This window comes from Pseudomonadota bacterium (genome assembly GCA_016195085.1).
GTDB lineage: Bacteria > Pseudomonadota > Alphaproteobacteria > SHVZ01 > SHVZ01 > JACQAG01.
On record JACQAG010000055.1, the window covers coordinates 26221 to 44534 of the forward strand.

Consider the following 18314-nt stretch of genomic DNA (forward strand, 5'->3'; position numbering starts at 1 on the left):
GCGCTACTTCTGCGGCCCGAGTCTCAGCGCCACGGAGAGCGCATGCGCGCCCAAGCCCTCCGCTTCGGCGAGCGTAACGGCGGCCGGTCCGATCCTTGACAAAGCGCCGACGTCGCAGCCGACCAGCGTGGTTCGCTTCATGAAGTCGAGGACCCCCAGGCCGGAGGAGAACCGGGCGGTGCGCGAGGTCGGCAGCACGTGATTGGGTCCGGCGACATAGTCGCCGACCGCTTCCGGCGTATGCCGACCGAGAAAGATTGCGCCGGCATGCTTGACCTGTCGCGCCACAGCCTCGGGATCGTCGATGGCCAGCTCCAGATGCTCCGGCGCCAGGCGGTTGATCAGCGTCACCGCGGCCTCGATCCGATCGACGATGATGACGGCGCCGTGGTCGCGCCAGCTCGCCCCGGCGATGGGCGCGCGCTCGAGCCGTCCCAGATGCCGCTCGGCCGCCGCCGCCACCGCCTCGGCAAAAGTCGTATCGTCGGTGATGAGGATCGCCTGGGCGGTAGGATCATGCTCGGCCTGGGACAGGAGGTCGGCGGCGATCCAGCCGGGATCGTTGTTTCGGTCGGCGATGACGACGATTTCCGAAGGTCCGGCGAAGGCATCGATGCCGACATGGCCGAAGACCTGGCGTTTGGCGGTCGCGACATAGATGTTGCCGGGGCCGACGATCTTGTCCACGGGCCGGATGGTCTCGGTGCCGTAGGCGAGCGCAGCCACCGCCTGGGCGCCGCCCAGCCGGTAGATCTCCCGGATTCCCGCCCGCCTGGCGGCCGCGAGCACCAGCGGGTTCAGCCTGCCTTCCGGTGTCGGCACCGTCATCGCCACCCGCTCGACTCCGGCCACGCGCGCCGGCAGCGCGTTCATCAAGACCGAGCTCGGATAGGCCGCTAGCCCGCCAGGCACGTAGAGACCCACCGAATCGAGCGGGTGCCATCGCATCGCCAGGTCGACGCCGTCCTCGTCGCGATAGCGGAGATCCGCGGGCAATTGGCGGCGATGGAAAGCCTCGATGCGCCGCGCCGCGAGATCCAGGGCCGCCAGCTGGTGCTTCGGCACGGTGGCGAGCGCTGCCTCGATCTCCGCTTCGCCGATCCGAAAGCGCTCCTGTGTCAGCTCCAGGCGATCGAACCGGAGGGTGAGCTCGATCAGTGCCTGGTCGCCCCGCTGGCGCACCTCGGCGATGATGGCGGCGACGGCTCCGGCCACGTCCTCGACGGCACCTTCGCGATCGGCCAGCAGGCGGCAAAAGTCCCGCTCGAAGTCGGCCGAGCGCGCATCAAGCCGTCTGGGCATCGGCGGCCTCCCGAAACCGCTCGATCCATTCGCCAACCTGCGCCGAGCGGGTCTTGAAGGCCGAGCGGTTGACCGCGAGCCGGGCCGTCACCTCGGCGATCCGCTCGACTTCGACCAAACCGTTGTCTCGGAGGGTGCGGCCGGTCGCCACCAGATCGACGATCCGCCGGCAGAGCCCGAGGCTCGGCGCCAGTTCGAGGGCGCCGTTGAGCTTGATGCACTCCGCCTGTACGCCACGCTGGGCGAAATGCCGACGGGTGATCTGCGGGTACTTGGTCGCCACGCGCAAATGGCTCCAGCGTTGCGGATCCTCGCGCCCGGCCATGTCCCGCCGCTCGGCCACCGCGAGATGGCAGCGGCCGACTTTGAGGTCGAGCGGGGTGTAGATCTCCGAGTAGTTGAACTCCATGATCACGTCGTTGCCGGCGATCGCCAGATGCGCGGCGCCGAAGGCAAGGAATGTCGCCACGTCGAAGGAACGCACGCGAATGATGGAAATCGCCGCGTGATTGGTGGCGAAGCGGAGCTGACGCGACTCCGGATCGGCGAAGGAGGCTTCCGGCTCGATCCCGGCCAGCCGAATGAGCGGCATCGCCTCATCCAGGATGCGCCCCTTCGGTACCGCCAATATGAGCATGTCGTCGCTTCGCAACGGACCCTCAGCTCCGGTCGTCGGGTGAATGGCTCGGCCGGAACAATGTCGGCCAGGGCTCGCCATAGTCCTCGAGACGGCAGGCGATGCTCTCTACCTCGAGCCGCACCGTGCCGCCGCCGGCGAACAGCAAATCGACATGCCCATCGCCGGTCTGGATGGTCAAGAGCTCGAGCACCTGGCTGCGATCGCGAAGGTCGATCCTGAACGAGCGCACCTTGACGACGCCCTCGAAGACGAGCCCTGCATTCACCCGCTCGCCGCGGACGGGCCGCTCGAAATCGGCTTCGTCCAGCTCCCAGCGGAAGCGGCTGACCACCAGGGCGAACTGGCGGTCGCCGGGGAGGTAGCGCATGTCCGAGATCGGCACGACCGCGTCCTGCAGCGCCGCCGCGATCACCTCGAGGTCGGGGGCATCCTCGGCGCGCAGCCGCATTCCCTGTCTATTCACGCTCCCGTCCCCCGTATCCGCTCGATCTCTGCGCCGCAGGCTGCAAGCTTGCCTTCGAGCTGCTCGTAGCCGCGGTCGAGATGATAAACCCGATCGATCTCCGTCGTACCCTCGGCCGCCAGCCCCGCCAAGACCAGGCACACCGACGCCCTGACATCGGTCGCCATCACCGGGGCGCCGTTCAGGCGCTGGACGCCGCGCACCAGGGCCGAGCGCCCGTGCACGTTGATGTCGGCGCCGAGCCGAGCCAGCTCGGGAACGTGCATGAAGCGGTTTTCGAAGATGGTCTCGGTGATCAGCGACGCGCCCTTGGCGGTCGCCATCAATGCCATCATCTGCGCTTGCAGATCGGTCGGAAAGCCGGGATAGGGCTCGGTCATGACATCGACCCCGACGAGCCCGTCCTGCCGGGTCACGCGGGCCCCCGCCTTGGTCGGCTCGATCCTGACCCCTGCCCGCCCCAGCGCCTGCACCAAGGCTTCGATGAGCTCCAGCTCGATGCCGATGAGCTCGATCTCGCCGCCGGTGATGGCCGCGGCAATCGCATAGGTGCCGGCCTCGATGCGGTCGGCGATCACCGAATAGGAGGTTCCGCCGAGGCGCTTCTGTCCACGGATGCGGATCGTATCGCTGCCGATGCCCTCGATGTCCGCCCCCATGGCGGAGAGGCAACGGGCGAGATCCGCGACCTCGGGCTCGCGCGCGGCGTTCACCAGCACCGTCTCGCCCGCGGCGAGGGTGGCCGCCATCATCAGGTTCTCGGTGGCGCCCACGGAGACCGAGGGCATGACGATGCGGGCACCTTTGAGGCCATGGGGTGCTCGCGCCTCGATGAAGCCCTTGGCGAGCGCCACCTCGGCGCCGAGCTCGGCCAAGCCCTTGAGGTGCAGGTCGACCGGGCGGATGCCGATCGCGTCTCCACCCGGCAGCGCCACGTTCGCATGGCCCATGCGGGCGACCAGCGGCCCCAGCACCAGGACCGAGGCCCGGATCTGGCGAACGAGATCGTAGGGTGCGGTGGTGCTGCTGATCTCGCCCGCGGTGAGCGACAGAGTGCGGCCGTGATGGCCCTGAGGTCCCTCGCCGTTCATGGTGATGACGACCCCGTGCTGACCCAACAGGCTCGCCAGGGTCGAGATATCAGTGAGGTGCGGCAGGTTCGCCAAAGTCAAGGTCGCATCGGTCAGCAGGCTCGCGCACATGAGCGGCAAGGCGGCATTCTTGGCGCCGCTTATGAGAATCCGGCCGGCGAGCCGGCGGCCACCCGCTATGCGTATGCGATCCACGGAAGATCCTGGTGAGGTCGTATCGGAGCGCCGTTGTATCCAAGGACGCCCGCTACCTCAAGACGACCCCCGCTACCTCAAGGCGACCACGGTCTCGCGTAGATGACGGAGCGGCCTCAGGTCTCGTCCTTCGAGCGCGTGCGGGCAGACAGTCTGGCGAGCGCCTCGCGGGCGCGGAGCTGCTGCTTGCGGCGGCTCAAATTGGTGCGTAGCGCATCGGCCTCGCGCCCGCGTCGAGCGCCGGCGGCCGTCGTTTTGCCGCCGCCTAGGCGCTTCCGCTCGTCGTCATGCTCGCTCAAGCCAAACTCTCCGCCCCTCGCACTCGGCCCCGATGATACCGCCAATCCGTCACAGTGCGGTCACAAGCCGATGATATAGAGCATAGATTCTCCGGAGGCACGATGGCACTCGCTACGACAATGTTATTGCTGGTATTTGGCATTTCGATCGGCGTCGCCGTCCTATACCGTTTGCGGCGTCGTATCGATGCGGCGATCGACCGCACCCTACCCGATCCTAGATGGTATTAATTGGCCTCAAGCGTCTGATTCGTAGTCCTTAACCGCCCCTGAGATGCTCCCCCTCCCGCTTGCGTCGCCTCGGGGCGTATGGCAGTGTGCCCGGCCATTCGACCCGACGGCCTTCCGACGGGTTTGTTTCCGATGCGAGCCGCCGTAGCTCAGTGGTAGAGCGCACCCTTGGTAAGGGTGAGGTCGACAGTTCAATCCTGTCCGGCGGCACCAGCCAGCCAGCGGGAGCCACCGCCACGTCTTACCGATTGGGAGCCGACACGAGCGCTGCCACGGCGAGATCGGCGATCTCCGAGATCGAGGCCAGATGACGGGGTCCAGCTCCGGCGAGAGCTTCTGGCCAGCGACCTTCCAGGAACGCGGCGCCACGGTGCCGTTCACCACGCCGATCCTTGCCTCTGCCCGCGTGCGCCAGCCCGACGATCAAAAGCTGGAGCTTCTGGTCCCGGGCATGTCCGGCACCAAGGGCACCTACGTGATTCCGTGGGCGTCGTTGCCGGAAATCTTCAAGATGACCGTGCACGACCGGGCTCTCTACGAGGAGATCGCCGATGCCAACGTCTCGACCCCGCACGAGATCCGGGTGGCGGCGCTCAAGGTCGCCCGCACCGGGCTTGCCGGACCCGGCGTCGCCAAAGCCGCCCGCGACTTTCTGGAAGAGCTGGACAACCACGAGCTGCTGGCGCGCTTCTTCCTGATCGTCCGCACCCTCGAGCAGCTGTCCGACGACAAGACCAACACCTCCCTCGAGGAGCTGGTGACCGAGGAGGGCAAGCGGCGGGTCAAGCGTGCGCTCGGCTTCGTCGCCCTCGATCTCGGCATCAACGCCGACGAGCTCTACGACCGGCTGGAGAAATGGGGTACGGCCGTAACTCCCATCGGCATAGTCGACACGCCGGTCGAGGGCCCGCTCCGGAAGCTGTCCAAGCGCCTTTTGCCGTTTTCCCGGGCGCTCTCCGAATGGGCCGCTTCCGAGACCGGGGACTCGATTGCCGATGCGCAGCTCTGCGCCGATACCGCGCAGGAGACGCAACGCTTCGTCATGGAGGTGGTCGTCACCACGGATCGGCTGGCGAGCAAAGTTTCCGAAGCGCTCAACGAATGGACCGACCAATACGAGGTCATCGTCAATAACCTGCATCGGATCTCCTGGCTGCTCGATGGCTGGGAAATCCTGATCAAGATGTGGGCCGCGGCCGAGCCCGAGCCGAAATACCGCCAGCGCGAGACCTTGGTCGAGATGGTGCGGCTCTTGCCGCTGATCCCGCAGAATGAGATGCAAGCCGCCCAGCAGGCGACTTGGAACGATCTCACCAAGTCCATGCGCCGGCAGGTCCGTGTTCTGGAGAGCTGGACCACGGGCGAGATCGACATTGATCTCATGCTTCGCCTCGAGCGCTACAAGAGCATGCCGACATGAGCGACCCCGATCTCAATTTGGGCGCTCTCGAAGAGCAGCTCTTCGACATTCCGGCGCCGAAATTCATCCAGCTCGTCGCCATGCTGGAGCAGCGCCTCGAGCGCACGACCGATCCCTTGAGCGTGCTCATGATCCTGAGCAAGGTGCGCCCGCGCCTGGTCATGCTGCGGCCGCCGCGTCGGGCATCGCTGAAGCGCCTGTTCTGCCGGCCGTTCGAGGATCTCCTCTATTCGACCAAGAGCAAGGAGAACGTGCTCGGCAAGTTGCCCCGAAGTGCGATTGAACCGATCTGGCGCCTGCTCAACCAGGACGGCGACCGTGAGCTCTTGAGCGAGCTCTCCCGCGAGCTCACCAGCGCCGGCGCCGATGCAAACCAAGCTTCCGCCACCGGCATCAGCCTCTGGCATCACGCAGCCGAGGTCTTGCGTGCCGCCATCGAGTACAGCAAGTCCAACAAGACCGCCATGCGCGAGCTGATCCAGCGGGTTCGCGGCGAGCACATCTACTTGGCCCTACAAGACGTCGCCGAAATGCTGGAGATGGCCGAAGACGTCGAGACCCTGCACGCGGTGCTGCCGCCGAAGCCGATCCACGACGTCGATCGCGCCTCGATCGATGTCTTGAAGGGGGCGCTCGAGCGGGTCGGCACCGCCTCGACCCGGAAGCCCGAGCTGCTGCTGTTCGTGTTCATGGCGCGCATGGAGAAGCCCTGGGAAATTTCCGAGGTGCTCGAAAAGCTGGGCGGCCCCGATGGCGGCAAGGTCAACAGCCAGATCTCCAAGCTCGCCGCCGCCGCGCTGGTGGCAAACACCGAGGAGCAGCTGACCAGCCTGCGCGAAGGCAGCGCCGAGGAGACCGAGCCGGACCCGGAGGCGCTTGCCCGGCAGGTCGCGAGCTGCGTGCGGGGCCTCGAGGGCGCCAAGGGCGTGGTCAAGAACAGCGGCAATGCCGGGCTCGACAAGCAATTGGAGCGCGCGCGGCGCTCCTTGGGCGAGATGGTACGGATCAACCTGCTCGAAGGCGCCGAACGGCGGATTCTCGATCATGTCATGTCGCGCGACGCGAAGAAGCTCATCCCGGGCGGCGGCAATTTCTGGGAGAAGCGGCCCGACGAGGATCAGCTCGGGCTGGCGGAGAAACACGCGATCGCTCTCAGGCTTTGCGCCCAGTTCGCCCAGGAGCTGGGGCTCGCCGGCGCGGTCGAGCTCAAGCTGGAGCAGCTCCGCGACTCCATGGAAGAGCGGGCGAACGCGCTTCTGGAGCATGTGCGCAAGGGTTCGCTGGCGGCGGGGCAGCGCGCCACCGCCGAGGCCAATCTCTATTGCACGGTGCGCCTCTTGGAGCTCGTCGCCGGCGCGGACCGGGCCGACCATCTCCGGCGCGAGGGCCTGGACGCGCTCTATGGCGGCGCTTGAGCCGCAGCACCGTTCACGCCGCTTCCGAGCAGCTCCGCCAATCCCGCTTCGACCGCCGCCACCGGCAGCGTGTCGAGTCGGCCGCGATCCGCCTGAAGCGTGCGGACCATCGGGCCCATCGGCCGCCATTGCCGGGGATCGGTCGGCCCAAAGAGCACGAGGCTGGGTACGGCACGCCCGGCCAGATGCGAGACGCCGGAATCATTGCCGACATAGGCTCTGGATCCGGCGATGAGCGCCATCACGTCGCGCAGCGGTCGGTCGATCGCCAGAATGGAATGAGGAACGGAGCGAAGCGTCGGCAATAGCTCCAGCTCCGCCGGACCGATCAGGAACAGGGGATGCAGGCCCCACCGCCGCTGGACGATCGCGGCAAGGCTGCAGTAGGCCTCGACGGGCCAACGCTTGGCGATGCCGCCGCTGCCGGGATGGAGTGCCAAGAGGCCGGCGGCACCTTCGGCTGGGACAACTCCCTGCCAGGCTCTCGCGTGCTCGACCTCGGTGAGCGCCAGCATCGGATCTTCTGCGAGGCCCGCCGCCTTCACCGTGAGCGAGCAACCGAGCCTGCGGGCGACCGGCGCGAGGAGTCGCTCCGCCGCGTGCTCGGCCACACCCGCCCACTCGGTGCGGATGGGCGTCGTGCCGATGATATCGGCGATCCCTGCACGCGCCAGGGCTTCGGCGACCTGCTCGCGCATCGATCCGAGATAGAGGACAGCGCCGGTAAAGCCGGTGAGCGGGCTTGCCGCGCCGGCGGCAAATCCCTCGGCGGCGAAGAGGCCGCGCCACGGTGCCGATTCGATATCCGCCAGGACTATTCCCGCGACGTCGGGTCTGAGGAATGACCAGGCCCGGCGCTGACCAAGGACGGTGACCCGCCCACCTTCGGCCAAGAGCGCCGTCAATGCCGGTAGCGTCAGCACGGCATCGCCGAGCGCTCCGGGCCTCACTATGAGCCAGTTGGCCTTCGCCGTCTTTTCTCTCACGTGCCCGGTATCAGCGTGTTTCCGAAGGCAGAGACATCTCAGCCCTTCGGGCCGGTCCACTTGACGTGGCTGAACGGCGCCTCCTTCAGGATCTTGTTCTCCTGCGCCAGAAAATAGTCGCGGGAATTCTTGACCCAGGCTTGCCATTTCGGGTCTGCCTGCATCGCGCCGCGGCGCTGATCGCGCTCGGCCAGGCTTTCATAGGCCCAGATATGAACGATCTGGTTGAGCGGACCGACCTCGCTCACAAAATAGCCGACCAAGCGTCCGAGATGCTTCAGCTGGATCTTCAGTCCCTGTTTCTCATAGGCCGCGAAGTACGCGCCAACGGCGCCGGGCTTCAGTGTGTAAGTGCGGTGGTCGACGATCATTGCCATCTCCTCATGGGGTCCGTGTTCTGAGCGAGCCGATTGCGTGACCATCATCGACGGTAAGCACGCTGCCGGTCATCAAGCGCGAGAAGCGCTCGTCCATTCATCCGATTCGTCGTCGTGGGCGCGCGCGCCCATGGCCTTCGCCTGCTCGCGCAGCAGGTATTTCTGGATCTTGCCCGTGGAGGTCTTCGGCAATTCGCCGAAGACGACCGTGCGCGGCACCTTGTAGCGCGCCATCTCGGTCCGGCACCAGCCAATGATCGACTCGTGCGTCGTCTCGCCGGCGCCGGCCTTCAATGAGATGAAGGCGCACGGGCTCTCGCCCCAATGCGCGTCGGGCCGCGCCACCACCGCCGCCTCCATGACGGAGGGATGTCGGTAGAGCACCTCCTCCACTTCCAGGCTCGAGATATTCTCGCCGCCGGAAATGATGATGTCCTTCGCTCGGTCCTTGATCTCGACATAGCCGTCTTGATGCCTGACCGCGAGATCGCCGGTGCGGAGCCAGCCCGAGCCCAAGGCTTCGGCGGTGGCGCTGGGGTTCTTCAAGTAGCCCTTCATCACCGTGTTGCCGCGGAGCTGCAGCTCGCCGATGGTGCTTCCGTCTGCCGGTACCTCCTTGCCGGTGGCCGGATCGGCCACCCGCAACGCCTCCATAGTCGGATAGTTGACGCCCTGGCGGGCGATCCGGAGCGCCTGCTCGGGTGCGGCAAGACCGTCCCACGCCTCCTGCCAGGCGCAGAGCGTCGCCGGCCCATAGGTCTCGGTCAGCCCGTAGAGATGCGTTACGCGGAAGCCCATCGCCGCCATGCCGGCGATGACGGCGCTGGGTGGCGCTGCTCCGCCGGTCGCCACCTCGACCCGGTGGGCAAACCGCCGCTTCGCGGCATCGGGCGCGTGGATCAGCATGGTGAGCACGATCGGCGCGCCGCAGAGATGGGTCACCCCATGCTGTTCGATGAGCCGAAACACCTCGCCTGCGTCGATCCGACGCAAGCACACATGGGTCCCGCCTGCCAAGGTCACCGCCCAGGGATAGCTCCAGCCATTGCAGTGGAACATCGGCAGCGTCCATAGATAGACCGTCCTTGCCGAGAGGCCGAAGGCGATGGCATTGCCGATCGCATTGAGAGCGGCGCCGCGGTGGTGATAGACCACGCCCTTCGGGTTGCCGGTCGTGCCCGAGGTGTAGTTGAGGGAGATCGCCTGCCACTCGTCCTTGGGCAGCAAGCCGGCAAATCCGTCCTCGCCCTCTGCCAAGAGCTCTTCATAGTCGACCTGACCGAACGGCTCGACCTTGGGTCCGAGCGTATCGAAGACCGACACCAGGATCGGCTTCGGCTCGATCATCGCCAGCGCCTTGAGCGCCACGCCGCGAAACTCGCTGTCGCACAAGAGCAGCTTCGCCCCGCCATGCTCGAGGATGAAAGCGACGCCGGCGGCGTCCAGGCGGACATTGAGCGCATTCAGGACGGCACCCGCCATCGGCACGCCGAAATGCGCCTCGAGCGCCATGGGTGTGTTCGGCGCCAGCACCGCGACCGCATCGCCCGGACCGATGCCCCGTGCCTTCAGCGCCGCGCCGAGACGCCGGCAGCGGGCATGGAAATCCCCGTAGCTCCGCTCGAGCGGCCCATGAATGATGGCGGTCTTGCCGGGGTCGATAGACGCGGTGCGCTCCAGGAAGGGCACCGGCGACAAGGGCGCGAAGTTCGCGGCGTTGCGGTCGAGATCGCGATCGAAGAGGCTGGACGGCATGGCGGTTCGTTATAGCCGCCCTGCCGGTGCCGGTACATCGCCAGCGCCGCACGCGACCCGACCACCCCTCGTGAACCCACGGGCGAAGAACGGCGTTATACTGGATGGCGATCAGCGAAAGGGATGGGTGCCATGCGCCTGGATATCTTCTCCGATGTGATCTGCCCCTGGTGCTTCATCGGCAAGCGGCGCTTGGAGCGGGCGCTTGCCGCCCGTCCGTTGCCCGATCTCACGGCGCATTGGCGCGCCTTCCAGCTCAACCCCGACATGCCGGCCGAGGGCATGGACCGTCAGCACTACATCGAGGCGAAGTTCGGCGACAAAGGGCGGGCCGAGGAGATCTACGAGCGGGTGACGGCGGCGGGGCGCGGCGATGGCATCGCCTTCGCCTTCGACAAGATCCGACGCACGCCGAATACCGTGCAGGCGCATCGGCTGATCCGGCTCGCCAGCCGCGAAGGCGGTCAAGATGCGATGGTCGAGCGGCTGTTTCTGGGATATTTCCTCGAAGGGGCGGATCTCAGCAGCGACAAGACTCTGGCGATGCTGGCGGCCGAGGCCGGTCTCGGGCGGAACGACGTCGCCTCCTATTTGCGGGGCGCGGAGGACCGCACCGAGGTCGAGGCCGACAGCCAGCTCGCCTATCGCGCCGGCATCAGCGGGGTTCCCTGCTTCGTCGTCGATGGCAAGTTCGCGCTGGCCGGAGCCCAGGAACCGGAAGCCTTCGGCCCGCTGTTCGACGCCGCGCGCGCGGACGGAGAGTCGGTTCGGGCGGCTTCCGACTGAGCCCGGCCGCGACGCGGACAGCAAGCGGCCGCCCTGAGCCAAACCGGTTATCTCGCACCCGAGGACCATCTCGACGAGCTCATGGCCGAGCTCGGCGAGGTGAGCGAGGTGCATGGCCGCCTGGTGCTGGCAGACGGGCCGCCGCGCCCGGCCGCCTGGGTGCAGAACCTCTGGTACGAGCCGGTCAAGATCGAGATCGCCTCGATCTCGGACGGTGCGCGCAGGCTCCGTCGGCTCCAACGCAATTGGGCGCTCTATGCCGATCGGCTGCATCGCCGGGCGAGCCTGATCCAAGCAAGCCTGCCCCATGTCTCGGCGAAGCCGCTTTCCTTCCCATCCCCGGCGCCCGAAGCTCCGCTCGGCTCCTGGACCTTGCTCGATCAGCAGACGATTCTGGCCTCGCCCCGCTGCTCCAGCGCCTTTGCCAATGGCGAAGCCCGCTTCCTCGAGGATCGGCACGGCCCGCCCAATCGCGCTTATCTGAAGCTATGGGAGGCGCTGACCCTCATCGGCGAGCGACCGGGTCCGGGTTCGCTCTGCCTCGATCTCGGCGCCAGCCCCGGCGGCTGGACCTGGGCGCTGGCGAAGCTCGGCGCCCGCGTGATCGCCGTCGACAAGGCGCCGCTTGATCCGAGGATCGCCACGCTTTCCGGCGTCGAGCAGCGTCGGCAAAGCGCCTTCGCGCTCCAGCCCGGTGAGATCGGACCGATCGATTGGCTATTCTCCGATGTCGTCTGCTATCCCCGGCGCTTGCTGAGGCTCGTTGAAACCTGGATCGAGTCCGGCCGCGCCAGACGGATGGTCTGCACCATCAAGTTACAAGGCGAAGCCGATCTAGCGGTCCAAGAGGAATTCCGGCGGATTCCAGGCGCAGAACTGCGGCACCTGTTTCACAACAAGCACGAGCTCACCTGGATTTGGCTGAAAGGGTCCTAGGACCCGAAGCCGACTCGGCTCTTGGCCGGACGATCCGGGGTCTGCGCCGGACGATCCGTCGCTTGCGGCCGGCTCTCGTTCCACTGCCGCTCGCTGGCCGCCGCCCGCAGATGCCGGGGCTGCGCGGCTGCGGCTTTCTCCGCCGGCCCGTCGATCGGTGCCAGGCCCTTGTACAGGTCCCGCACCTCGTCGAAGGCCTGGTTCTTATTCTCTTCGTGCGCCTGGGTCTCGGCGTCGGTGCGGATGCCGGCACGTTGCTCGCCGGGCAGCCGGTCGAACACGCTGCCGGCGGCGTCCAGTGCCGGCTGGCTGGCGATCGTCTGCGCGCGCATGAGCTTCAGGTGCACCATCGAGCCCGACCCGACATTGCGGGCGGTTGCATCCGCGAGGATGCCTACGGCGCGGACGGTCACCTTATCGAGATCGGACATGTCTTAATGTGGGGCTTCGGGGTGCGGGTATGCAACTGGTTTGTTTTGCCTCGCGATCGCTGGATATCTCGCATTTGAGCTATCTCTCTAGGCGGCGAGTTTGACCAGCTCCGACATCAGCCGGTGCAGACCTTGGACACGGGCCTGGTCGGTGTCCCAGCCGCGTTGAAACACCAGCTTCTGGTCGGGGCGGACCTTCACCGTGCCCGCTTGCCGGGAGATGTATTTGACCAGCGCTTCGGGCTTGGCGAAGCGGTTGTTGCGGAAGCTGACCACCGCACCCTTGGGCCCCGCCTCCACCTTCTCCACCCCGGCGCTGCGGCAGAGCCGCTTGATGGCGATGATTCGCAGCAGATTCTCCACCTCGTCGGGCAGCTTGCCGAAGCGATCGATCATCTCCGCGGCGAAGGCATCGATCTCGGCTTGGTCGACCAGGGTGGCGATGCGCCGATAGAGGCCGAGGCGCACCGAGAGGTCGGCGACATAGCTCTCGGGAATCAGCACGGGCGTGCCCAAGGTGATCTGCGGCGTCCACGAATCCGCCTCTGCCAGCGTCTCGCCGCCGCGGGCAGCGGCCACCGCCTCCTCCAGGAGCTGCTGGTAGAGCTCGATGCCGACCTCGCGGATATGCCCGGACTGCTCCTCGCCCAGGAGGTTGCCGGCGCCGCGGATATCGAGATCGTGCGAGGCGAGACTGAAGCCGGCGCCGAGCGTGTCCAAGGTCTGCATTACCTCCAGACGCTTTAGCGCCGATGGCGTCAAGAGCTTGTTGGGCGGCAGGGTCAGGTAGGAATAGGCGCGGATCTTGGCGCGGCCGACGCGGCCGCGAAGCTGGTAGAGCTGGGCCAGACCGAACATGTCGGAACGATGCACGATGAGCGTATTGGCGCTCGGAATGTCGAGGCCGGACTCGACGATGTTGGTGCTGAGCAGGATATCGAACTCGCGGTCGTAGAACCGGCTCATGACGTTCTCGAGCGCGCGCGGGCTGAGCTTGCCGTGGGCGGTGGCGACCTTCACCTCCGGCACCAGCTTCTCAAGGCGCTCCAGCACCCGCGGCATGTCTTCGATGCGCGGACAGACATAGAAGGTCTGACCGCCGCGGAAATGCTCGCGCATGATCGCTTCCCGCACGATCACCGGATCATAGGGCAAGACGAAGGTGCGCACCGCCAGCCGATCGACCGGCGGGGTGGCGATCACGCTCATCTCGCGCACGCCCGAGAGCGCCATCTGCAGGGTGCGCGGGATCGGCGTCGCCGTCAGCGTCAGCACATGCACATTGGCCTTGAGCTCTTTCAGCCGCTCCTTCTGGGCGACGCCGAAATGCTGCTCCTCGTCGACCACCAGCAGGCCGAGATTGGCAAAGCGCATGGATTTGGCGAGCAAGGCGTGGGTCCCGATGACCATCTCGACCCTGCCGTCGCTCACGCCCTTCTTGGTTTCCGCCGCCTCCTTGCTGGCGACGAGGCGCGAGAGCTGCCCGATCCGCACGGGCAGGCTCTTGAAGCGCTCGGAGAAGGTGCGGAAGTGCTGGCGGCAGAGCAAGGTCGTCGGCACCACCACGGCCACCTGCATGCCGGCCATCAGGGCGAGGAAAGCGGCCCGAAGCGCCACCTCGGTCTTGCCGAAGCCGACATCGCCGCAAACCAGCCGATCCATCGGGCGGCCGGAGGAAAGGTCGATCTCGACCTCCTCGATGGCGCGCAGCTGGTCGTCGGTCTCGGCATAGGGAAAGCGCGCGCTGAACTCCTCGTAGAGGCCATCGGGCTTGCTGACCGTTTCGCCTTGCTTCAGCTCCCGTTCGGCGGCGATGCGCATGAGCCGGTCGGCCATGTCGCGCACGCGCTGCTTGACCCTGGCCTTGCGCGCCTGCCAGGCCGCTCCGCCGAGCCGGTCAAGCTGCGCATCGGCGTCCTCCGAGCCGTAGCGGGAGAGCACCTCGATGTTCTCCACCGGCACGAACAGCTTGTCGCCTCCGGCATAGAGGAGGCGGAGACAGTCATGGGGCGCGCCCGAGACATCGAGGGTGACCAAACCGTCATAGCGGCCGATGCCGTGCTCGATATGGACGACGAGATCGCCTTCGGCCAAGGTCGAGGCCTCGCGGATAAACGCCTCGCCGCGGCGCCCGCGGCGGCTCGGGCGCGACAGCCGTTCGCCCAGGATGTCGGATTCGGCCAGAACGGCGAGTCCATCGGTGGCAAAGCCGCGCTCGAGGCCGAGCACGACCAGGCCCGCGGTTCCCGCCGGGAGTGCTGCGACCGCGCTCCAATCCGGCGCCCGCTCGAGCTTGTTCAAGCCATGCTCGGCCAGGAGATGCTTGAGACGGTCGGCGGAGCCTTCGGTGTAGGCCGCCACCACCGCGCGCTGGCCGGCGCGCCCGAGCCCTTCGATCGCCTCGCGCACGGCCTCGTAGACGTTGGCGTCGGGTTGGGCTCTCACATCGGCAAAATCCTGCCCGGGCTTGCCGCCGGCATCCGCGCGCTGCAAGCCATCGCCACCGCCGGCAAAGGGCGAGAGCGCGGCCACGGGCCGCTCCAGCAGCCGGTCCTGCCATTCCTGGGCGGTGAGATAGAGCCGTTCGGGCGGTAACGGCCGATAGAGCGTGCCGCCATCCTCCTCGGTCACCCGGCTCATGGAGCGCCTGGCCGCGTAGTATTCGGCGATGGTCTCGAAGCGAGCGGCGATCGCCAGATCGACCTGATGGTCGAGGGTCACCCGCGCCTGGTCCAGGTAGTCGAACACCGTCTCCAGCCGGTCATGGAACAAGGGCAGCCAGTGCTCCATGCCGGCATGCTGGCGGCCGGCGCTGACCGCCTCATAGAGCGGATCGGCGGTGTCGGCGCCGAAGGCGGCACGGTAGCCGGAGCGAAAGCGCTGGATGGAATCGGGATCCAGCATCACCTCGCTCATCGGCTTGAAGCTGAGGCGCTCGCGCTTGGCCGTCGTGAGCTGGCTCAAGGGGTCGAAGCTGCGGATGCCTTCAAGCTCGTCGCCGAAGAAATCGAGCCGGAGCGGCTCTTCGGTGCCGGTCGGGAACACATCCAGGATGCCGCCGCGGAGCGCGTATTCGCCGGCTTCGCGCACGGTTTCGGCGCGCCGATAGCCATTGTGCTGCAGATAGGTCACCAGACCCTCGACTCGGACCTGGTCGCCAAGCTTGAGCTCGCGGACCGCGTTCGCCAGCACCGGGCGTTTCGGCAGGCGCTGGAGCACCGCGCTCACCGTGGTGACGACGATGCGCCCCGGGGCGCCGGGCAGGCTGGTCGCGAGCCGGGTCAGGCTGTCGATGCGGCGGCTCACCAAGTCCGGGCTCGGCGAGACCCGGTCATAGGGCAAGCAGTCCCATGCCGGCAGCGCCAGGACCTCGAGGCGTGGATGGAAGAAGCGGAGCGCCTCGATCAGGCGCGCGAGGCGCGCATCGTCGCGGGCCACATGCAGCACCGGTCGCCCGGGCACGGCCAGGGCAAGGTCGCCGAGCAGCAACGCATCCAGGCCTTCGGGCGCTCCCGAGACCTCGACGCGGCCCGCAATCGAGAGGAGATCAGAAAGGGAATACAAGTTAGTACGGGCGATATTTAAAACTTCGAATCAACTCCAAGACATCGCTTTCCTGCCCCGGCGGAGGCGCTTGGCGGCCGGTGATCCAGGCATAAAGCGTGGGATCGTCGATCTCCAGCAGGGCCTCGTAGCGACTGAGCTGCGCATCGGTCATGGCAGCCAGATGCGCCTCGGCGAAGGCGCCGAGAAAGAGATCCATCTCCTTGGTGCCGGTATGGGAGCTGCGGAACAACAGACGCTTGCGGCGGACATCGGATTGCATTGCAGGCTACGATATAAGGCCGATCGGCTTCACTGTCAGCCGGGTTAGCCGGCATTTTTCAAAGGGATCTGACATTGCGCCCGCAGATCCTGTTTCCCTTGTTCGCGCCGGTTCGAGCATTGCCCGGCATCGGTCCCCGGCTGGCGACGCTCGTCGCCAAGCTCACGGGCGAGCACGTGGTGAACCTGCTCTGGCATTTGCCGACGGGTCTCATCGACCGGCGCTTCGCCCCCAAGGTCGCGGACGCACCGCATGGGCGCATCGCCACCATGACCGTCACCGTCGTCGAGCACCAGAAGCCCTCCAACCCGCGGCGGCCCTATCGCGTCGTCTGCCGCGACGAGACCGGGCTCATGGACCTGGTGTTCTTCCACGTCAAAGGAGATTGGCTCACCAAGGCGCTGCCGGTGGGTGCCGTGCGGGTGGTGAGCGCCATGGTCGAGCGCTTTCACGGGCGGGCGCAGATGAGCCATCCCGATCACATCGCGACACCGGCCGAGGCGCAGTCGCTGAAAGGCGTCGAGCCCGTCTACCCCATGACCGCGGGGCTACCGGCGAAGTCCTTGGCCAAGGCCGTCGCCGCCGCCTTGCAGCGGAGCCCGGATCTGCCGGAATGGCAGGATGCGGAATTCCATCGGCGCAAAGCCTGGACGAGCTGGCGGGCGGCACTCGTGCAAGCGCACGCGCCGGAGCGCGAAGCCGATCTCGACCCGACGACGCCGCCGCGCGCCCGGCTCGCCTATGACGAGCTCTTGGCCAACCAGCTCGCCCTCGAGCTGGTCAGGGCGCATCAGCGCCGCCTGCCCGGGCGCCCGATCGCCGGCAACGGCAAGCTCCGGGAGAAGGTGATCCAGGCGCTGCCCTATCAGCTCACTGGATCGCAGCGCATGTCCGATGCGGAGATCGCCGCCGACATGGCCAGCGACCGGCGGATGCTGCGGCTGCTGCAAGGCGATGTCGGCAGCGGCAAGACCGTGGTGGCGTTCTTGGCGATGTTGACGGCGATCGAGGCGGGCACGCAGGCAGCACTGATGGCGCCCACCGAAATCCTGGCGCGGCAGCATTTCGCCACCATCGAGCCCCTGGCTGAGGCGGCGGGCATTGCGACGGCGATCCTGACCGGACGCGACAAGGGCAAGCCCAGGGAACGGCTGCTCCAGGGCCTGGCCGATGGCAGCCTTCCCCTCGTGGTCGGGACCCATGCCTTGGTGCAGGAAGGGGTCGCCTTCAAGGATCTGGCGCTGGCGGTCATCGACGAGCAGCACCGCTTCGGTGTCGGCCAGCGCGTAGAGCTTGCCGGCAAGGGCCGCGGCGTCGACGTCCTGGTGATGACCGCAACCCCGATCCCGCGCACCTTGATGCTGGCGGCCTATGGCGATCTCGACGTCTCGAGGTTGACCGAGAAGCCCGCCGGTCGAAAGCCGGTCGACACCAGGGTGCTGCCGCTGGAGCGCCTCGAAGAGGTGGTCGCAGCGGTCGGACGGGCGCTCGATGCCGGCGCCAAAGTGTTCTGGGTGTGCCCGCTGGTCGAGGAGTCGGAAGCCCTCGATGTGGCGGCGGCGGAGGCGCGCCATGTCGAGCTCGTCGCCCGCTTCGGAGAGAACCGCGTCGGCCTGGTCCACGGTCGCCTCAAAGGCCCGGCCAAGGACAAGGCCATGCGCAACTTCGCCGAGGGCGGGGCGCAAATCCTGGTGGCGACCACGGTGATCGAGGTCGGCGTCGACGTGCCGGCGGCCACGGTCATGGTCGTAGAGCATGCTGAGCGCTTCGGGCTAGCCCAGCTCCACCAGCTCCGCGGCCGCATCGGCCGCGGCGAGCGGGCCTCCACCTGCCTTCTGCTTTACCAGGCGCCTTTGGGCGAGACCGCCAAGGCACGGCTCGCGATCCTGCGCGAGACCGAGGATGGCTTCCGCATCGCCGAAGAGGATTTGCGGCTCCGCGGTGCCGGCGAGGTCTTGGGAACGCGGCAGAGTGGACTCCCGCAATTTCGCTTGGCCGATCTGGCCGTCCATGGCGAGCTCCTGCCCGCCGCCAGGGACGATGCCAGGCTCGCCTTGGAGCGGGATCCCGAGCTGAAGAGCCCCCGCGGCGAGTCGCTCCGCACCCTCCTCTACCTCTTCGAACGGGACGCGGCAGTCCGCTATTTGCGATCGGGCTGAGC

General features: G+C 67.1%; 16 protein-coding genes and 1 tRNA gene. 6 read left to right on the forward strand and 11 right to left on the reverse strand.

The annotated features are described in order from the left end of the window. Positions 1 to 3: 3 nt before the first annotated feature. The 5 genes from hisD to HY058_16165 form a co-directional block, all read right to left on the reverse strand. Entirely contained in the window at positions 4 to 1302 is a 1299-nt protein-coding gene (gene hisD / locus HY058_16145) for a histidinol dehydrogenase (GenBank protein ID MBI3498830.1), read from the reverse strand. Next, positions 1286 to 2020, reverse strand: a complete 735-nt coding sequence (locus tag HY058_16150) for an ATP phosphoribosyltransferase (protein MBI3498831.1) — start codon at positions 2018 to 2020, stop codon at positions 1286 to 1288. Before HY058_16150 ends, hisD begins: the two co-directional genes overlap by 17 nt. Further along, a complete protein-coding gene (locus HY058_16155) occupies positions 1962 to 2390 on the reverse strand; it encodes a DUF2948 family protein (GenBank protein MBI3498832.1) in 429 nt (142 codons plus the stop codon). Before HY058_16155 ends, HY058_16150 begins: the two co-directional genes overlap by 59 nt. 11 nt (positions 2391 to 2401) lie before the next feature. Continuing rightward, positions 2402 to 3691 (reverse strand): UDP-N-acetylglucosamine 1-carboxyvinyltransferase, encoded by a 1290-nt coding sequence (gene murA / locus HY058_16160; GenBank protein ID MBI3498833.1) that lies wholly within the window; start codon positions 3689 to 3691, stop codon positions 2402 to 2404. Between the two features lie 116 nt (positions 3692 to 3807). Next, positions 3808 to 3990 (reverse strand): hypothetical protein, encoded by a 183-nt coding sequence (locus tag HY058_16165; GenBank protein MBI3498834.1) that lies wholly within the window; start codon positions 3988 to 3990, stop codon positions 3808 to 3810. Positions 3991 to 4359: 369 nt separating this feature from the next. On the opposite strand from HY058_16165, the gene HY058_16170 reads away from it, so the two are divergent. The 3 genes from HY058_16170 (at position 4360) to HY058_16180 (ending at position 7056) form a co-directional block, all read left to right on the forward strand. Beyond that, positions 4360 to 4434 (forward strand) — tRNA-Thr (locus HY058_16170). 94 nt (positions 4435 to 4528) lie between these two features. Beyond that, a complete protein-coding gene (locus HY058_16175) occupies positions 4529 to 5641 on the forward strand; it encodes a hypothetical protein (GenBank protein MBI3498835.1) in 1113 nt (370 codons plus the stop codon). Then, on the forward strand, positions 5638 to 7056 hold the full coding sequence (locus HY058_16180; protein ID MBI3498836.1) for a hypothetical protein: 1419 nt from the start codon (positions 5638 to 5640) through the stop codon (positions 7054 to 7056). Before HY058_16175 ends, HY058_16180 begins: the two co-directional genes overlap by 4 nt. On the opposite strand, the gene HY058_16185 is transcribed toward HY058_16180, so the two are convergent. The 3 genes from HY058_16185 to HY058_16195 all read right to left on the reverse strand — a co-directional run bounded on the left by HY058_16185 (position 7041) and on the right by HY058_16195 (position 10174). After that, positions 7041 to 8042: a hypothetical protein gene (locus HY058_16185; GenBank protein MBI3498837.1), complete on the reverse strand. Its 1002-nt coding sequence runs from the start codon at positions 8040 to 8042 to the stop codon at positions 7041 to 7043. The genes HY058_16180 and HY058_16185 overlap by 16 nt on opposite strands. Positions 8043 to 8080: 38 nt before the next feature. Beyond that, a complete protein-coding gene (locus HY058_16190) occupies positions 8081 to 8413 on the reverse strand; it encodes an NIPSNAP family protein (GenBank protein MBI3498838.1) in 333 nt (110 codons plus the stop codon). A gap of 78 nt (positions 8414 to 8491) precedes the next feature. Then, on the reverse strand, positions 8492 to 10174 hold the full coding sequence (locus HY058_16195) for an acyl-CoA synthetase (GenBank protein MBI3498839.1): 1683 nt from the start codon (positions 10172 to 10174) through the stop codon (positions 8492 to 8494). A gap of 132 nt (positions 10175 to 10306) precedes the next feature. On the opposite strand from HY058_16195, the gene HY058_16200 reads away from it, so the two are divergent. Then, entirely contained in the window at positions 10307 to 10960 is a 654-nt protein-coding gene (locus HY058_16200; GenBank protein MBI3498840.1) for a DsbA family oxidoreductase, read from the forward strand. An 81-nt stretch (positions 10961 to 11041) separates the two neighbouring features. Next, positions 11042 to 11896, forward strand: a complete 855-nt coding sequence (locus HY058_16205) for a hypothetical protein (GenBank protein MBI3498841.1) — start codon at positions 11042 to 11044, stop codon at positions 11894 to 11896. Here the strand turns inward: HY058_16205 and HY058_16210 are convergent. The 3 genes from HY058_16210 to HY058_16220 form a co-directional block, all read right to left on the reverse strand. After that, on the reverse strand, positions 11893 to 12327 hold the full coding sequence (locus HY058_16210; GenBank protein ID MBI3498842.1) for a hypothetical protein: 435 nt from the start codon (positions 12325 to 12327) through the stop codon (positions 11893 to 11895). The genes HY058_16205 and HY058_16210 overlap by 4 nt on opposite strands. 87 nt (positions 12328 to 12414) lie before the next feature. Beyond that, positions 12415 to 15891, reverse strand: coding sequence for a transcription-repair coupling factor (gene mfd, locus HY058_16215; protein MBI3498843.1), 3477 nt, complete (start codon positions 15889 to 15891; stop codon positions 12415 to 12417). Position 15892: 1 nt separating this feature from the next. Then, the gene (locus HY058_16220; protein MBI3498844.1) at positions 15893 to 16153 is read right to left on the reverse strand and encodes a succinate dehydrogenase assembly factor 2; all 261 of its coding nucleotides are present in this window, start codon (positions 16151 to 16153) and stop codon (positions 15893 to 15895) included. Positions 16154 to 16227: 74 nt separating this feature from the next. Between HY058_16220 and recG the strand changes: the two genes are divergently transcribed. Next, complete coding sequence (gene recG, locus HY058_16225) at positions 16228 to 18312, forward strand: ATP-dependent DNA helicase RecG (protein ID MBI3498845.1); 2085 nt, start codon at positions 16228 to 16230, stop codon at positions 18310 to 18312. Positions 18313 to 18314 lie beyond the last annotated feature (2 nt).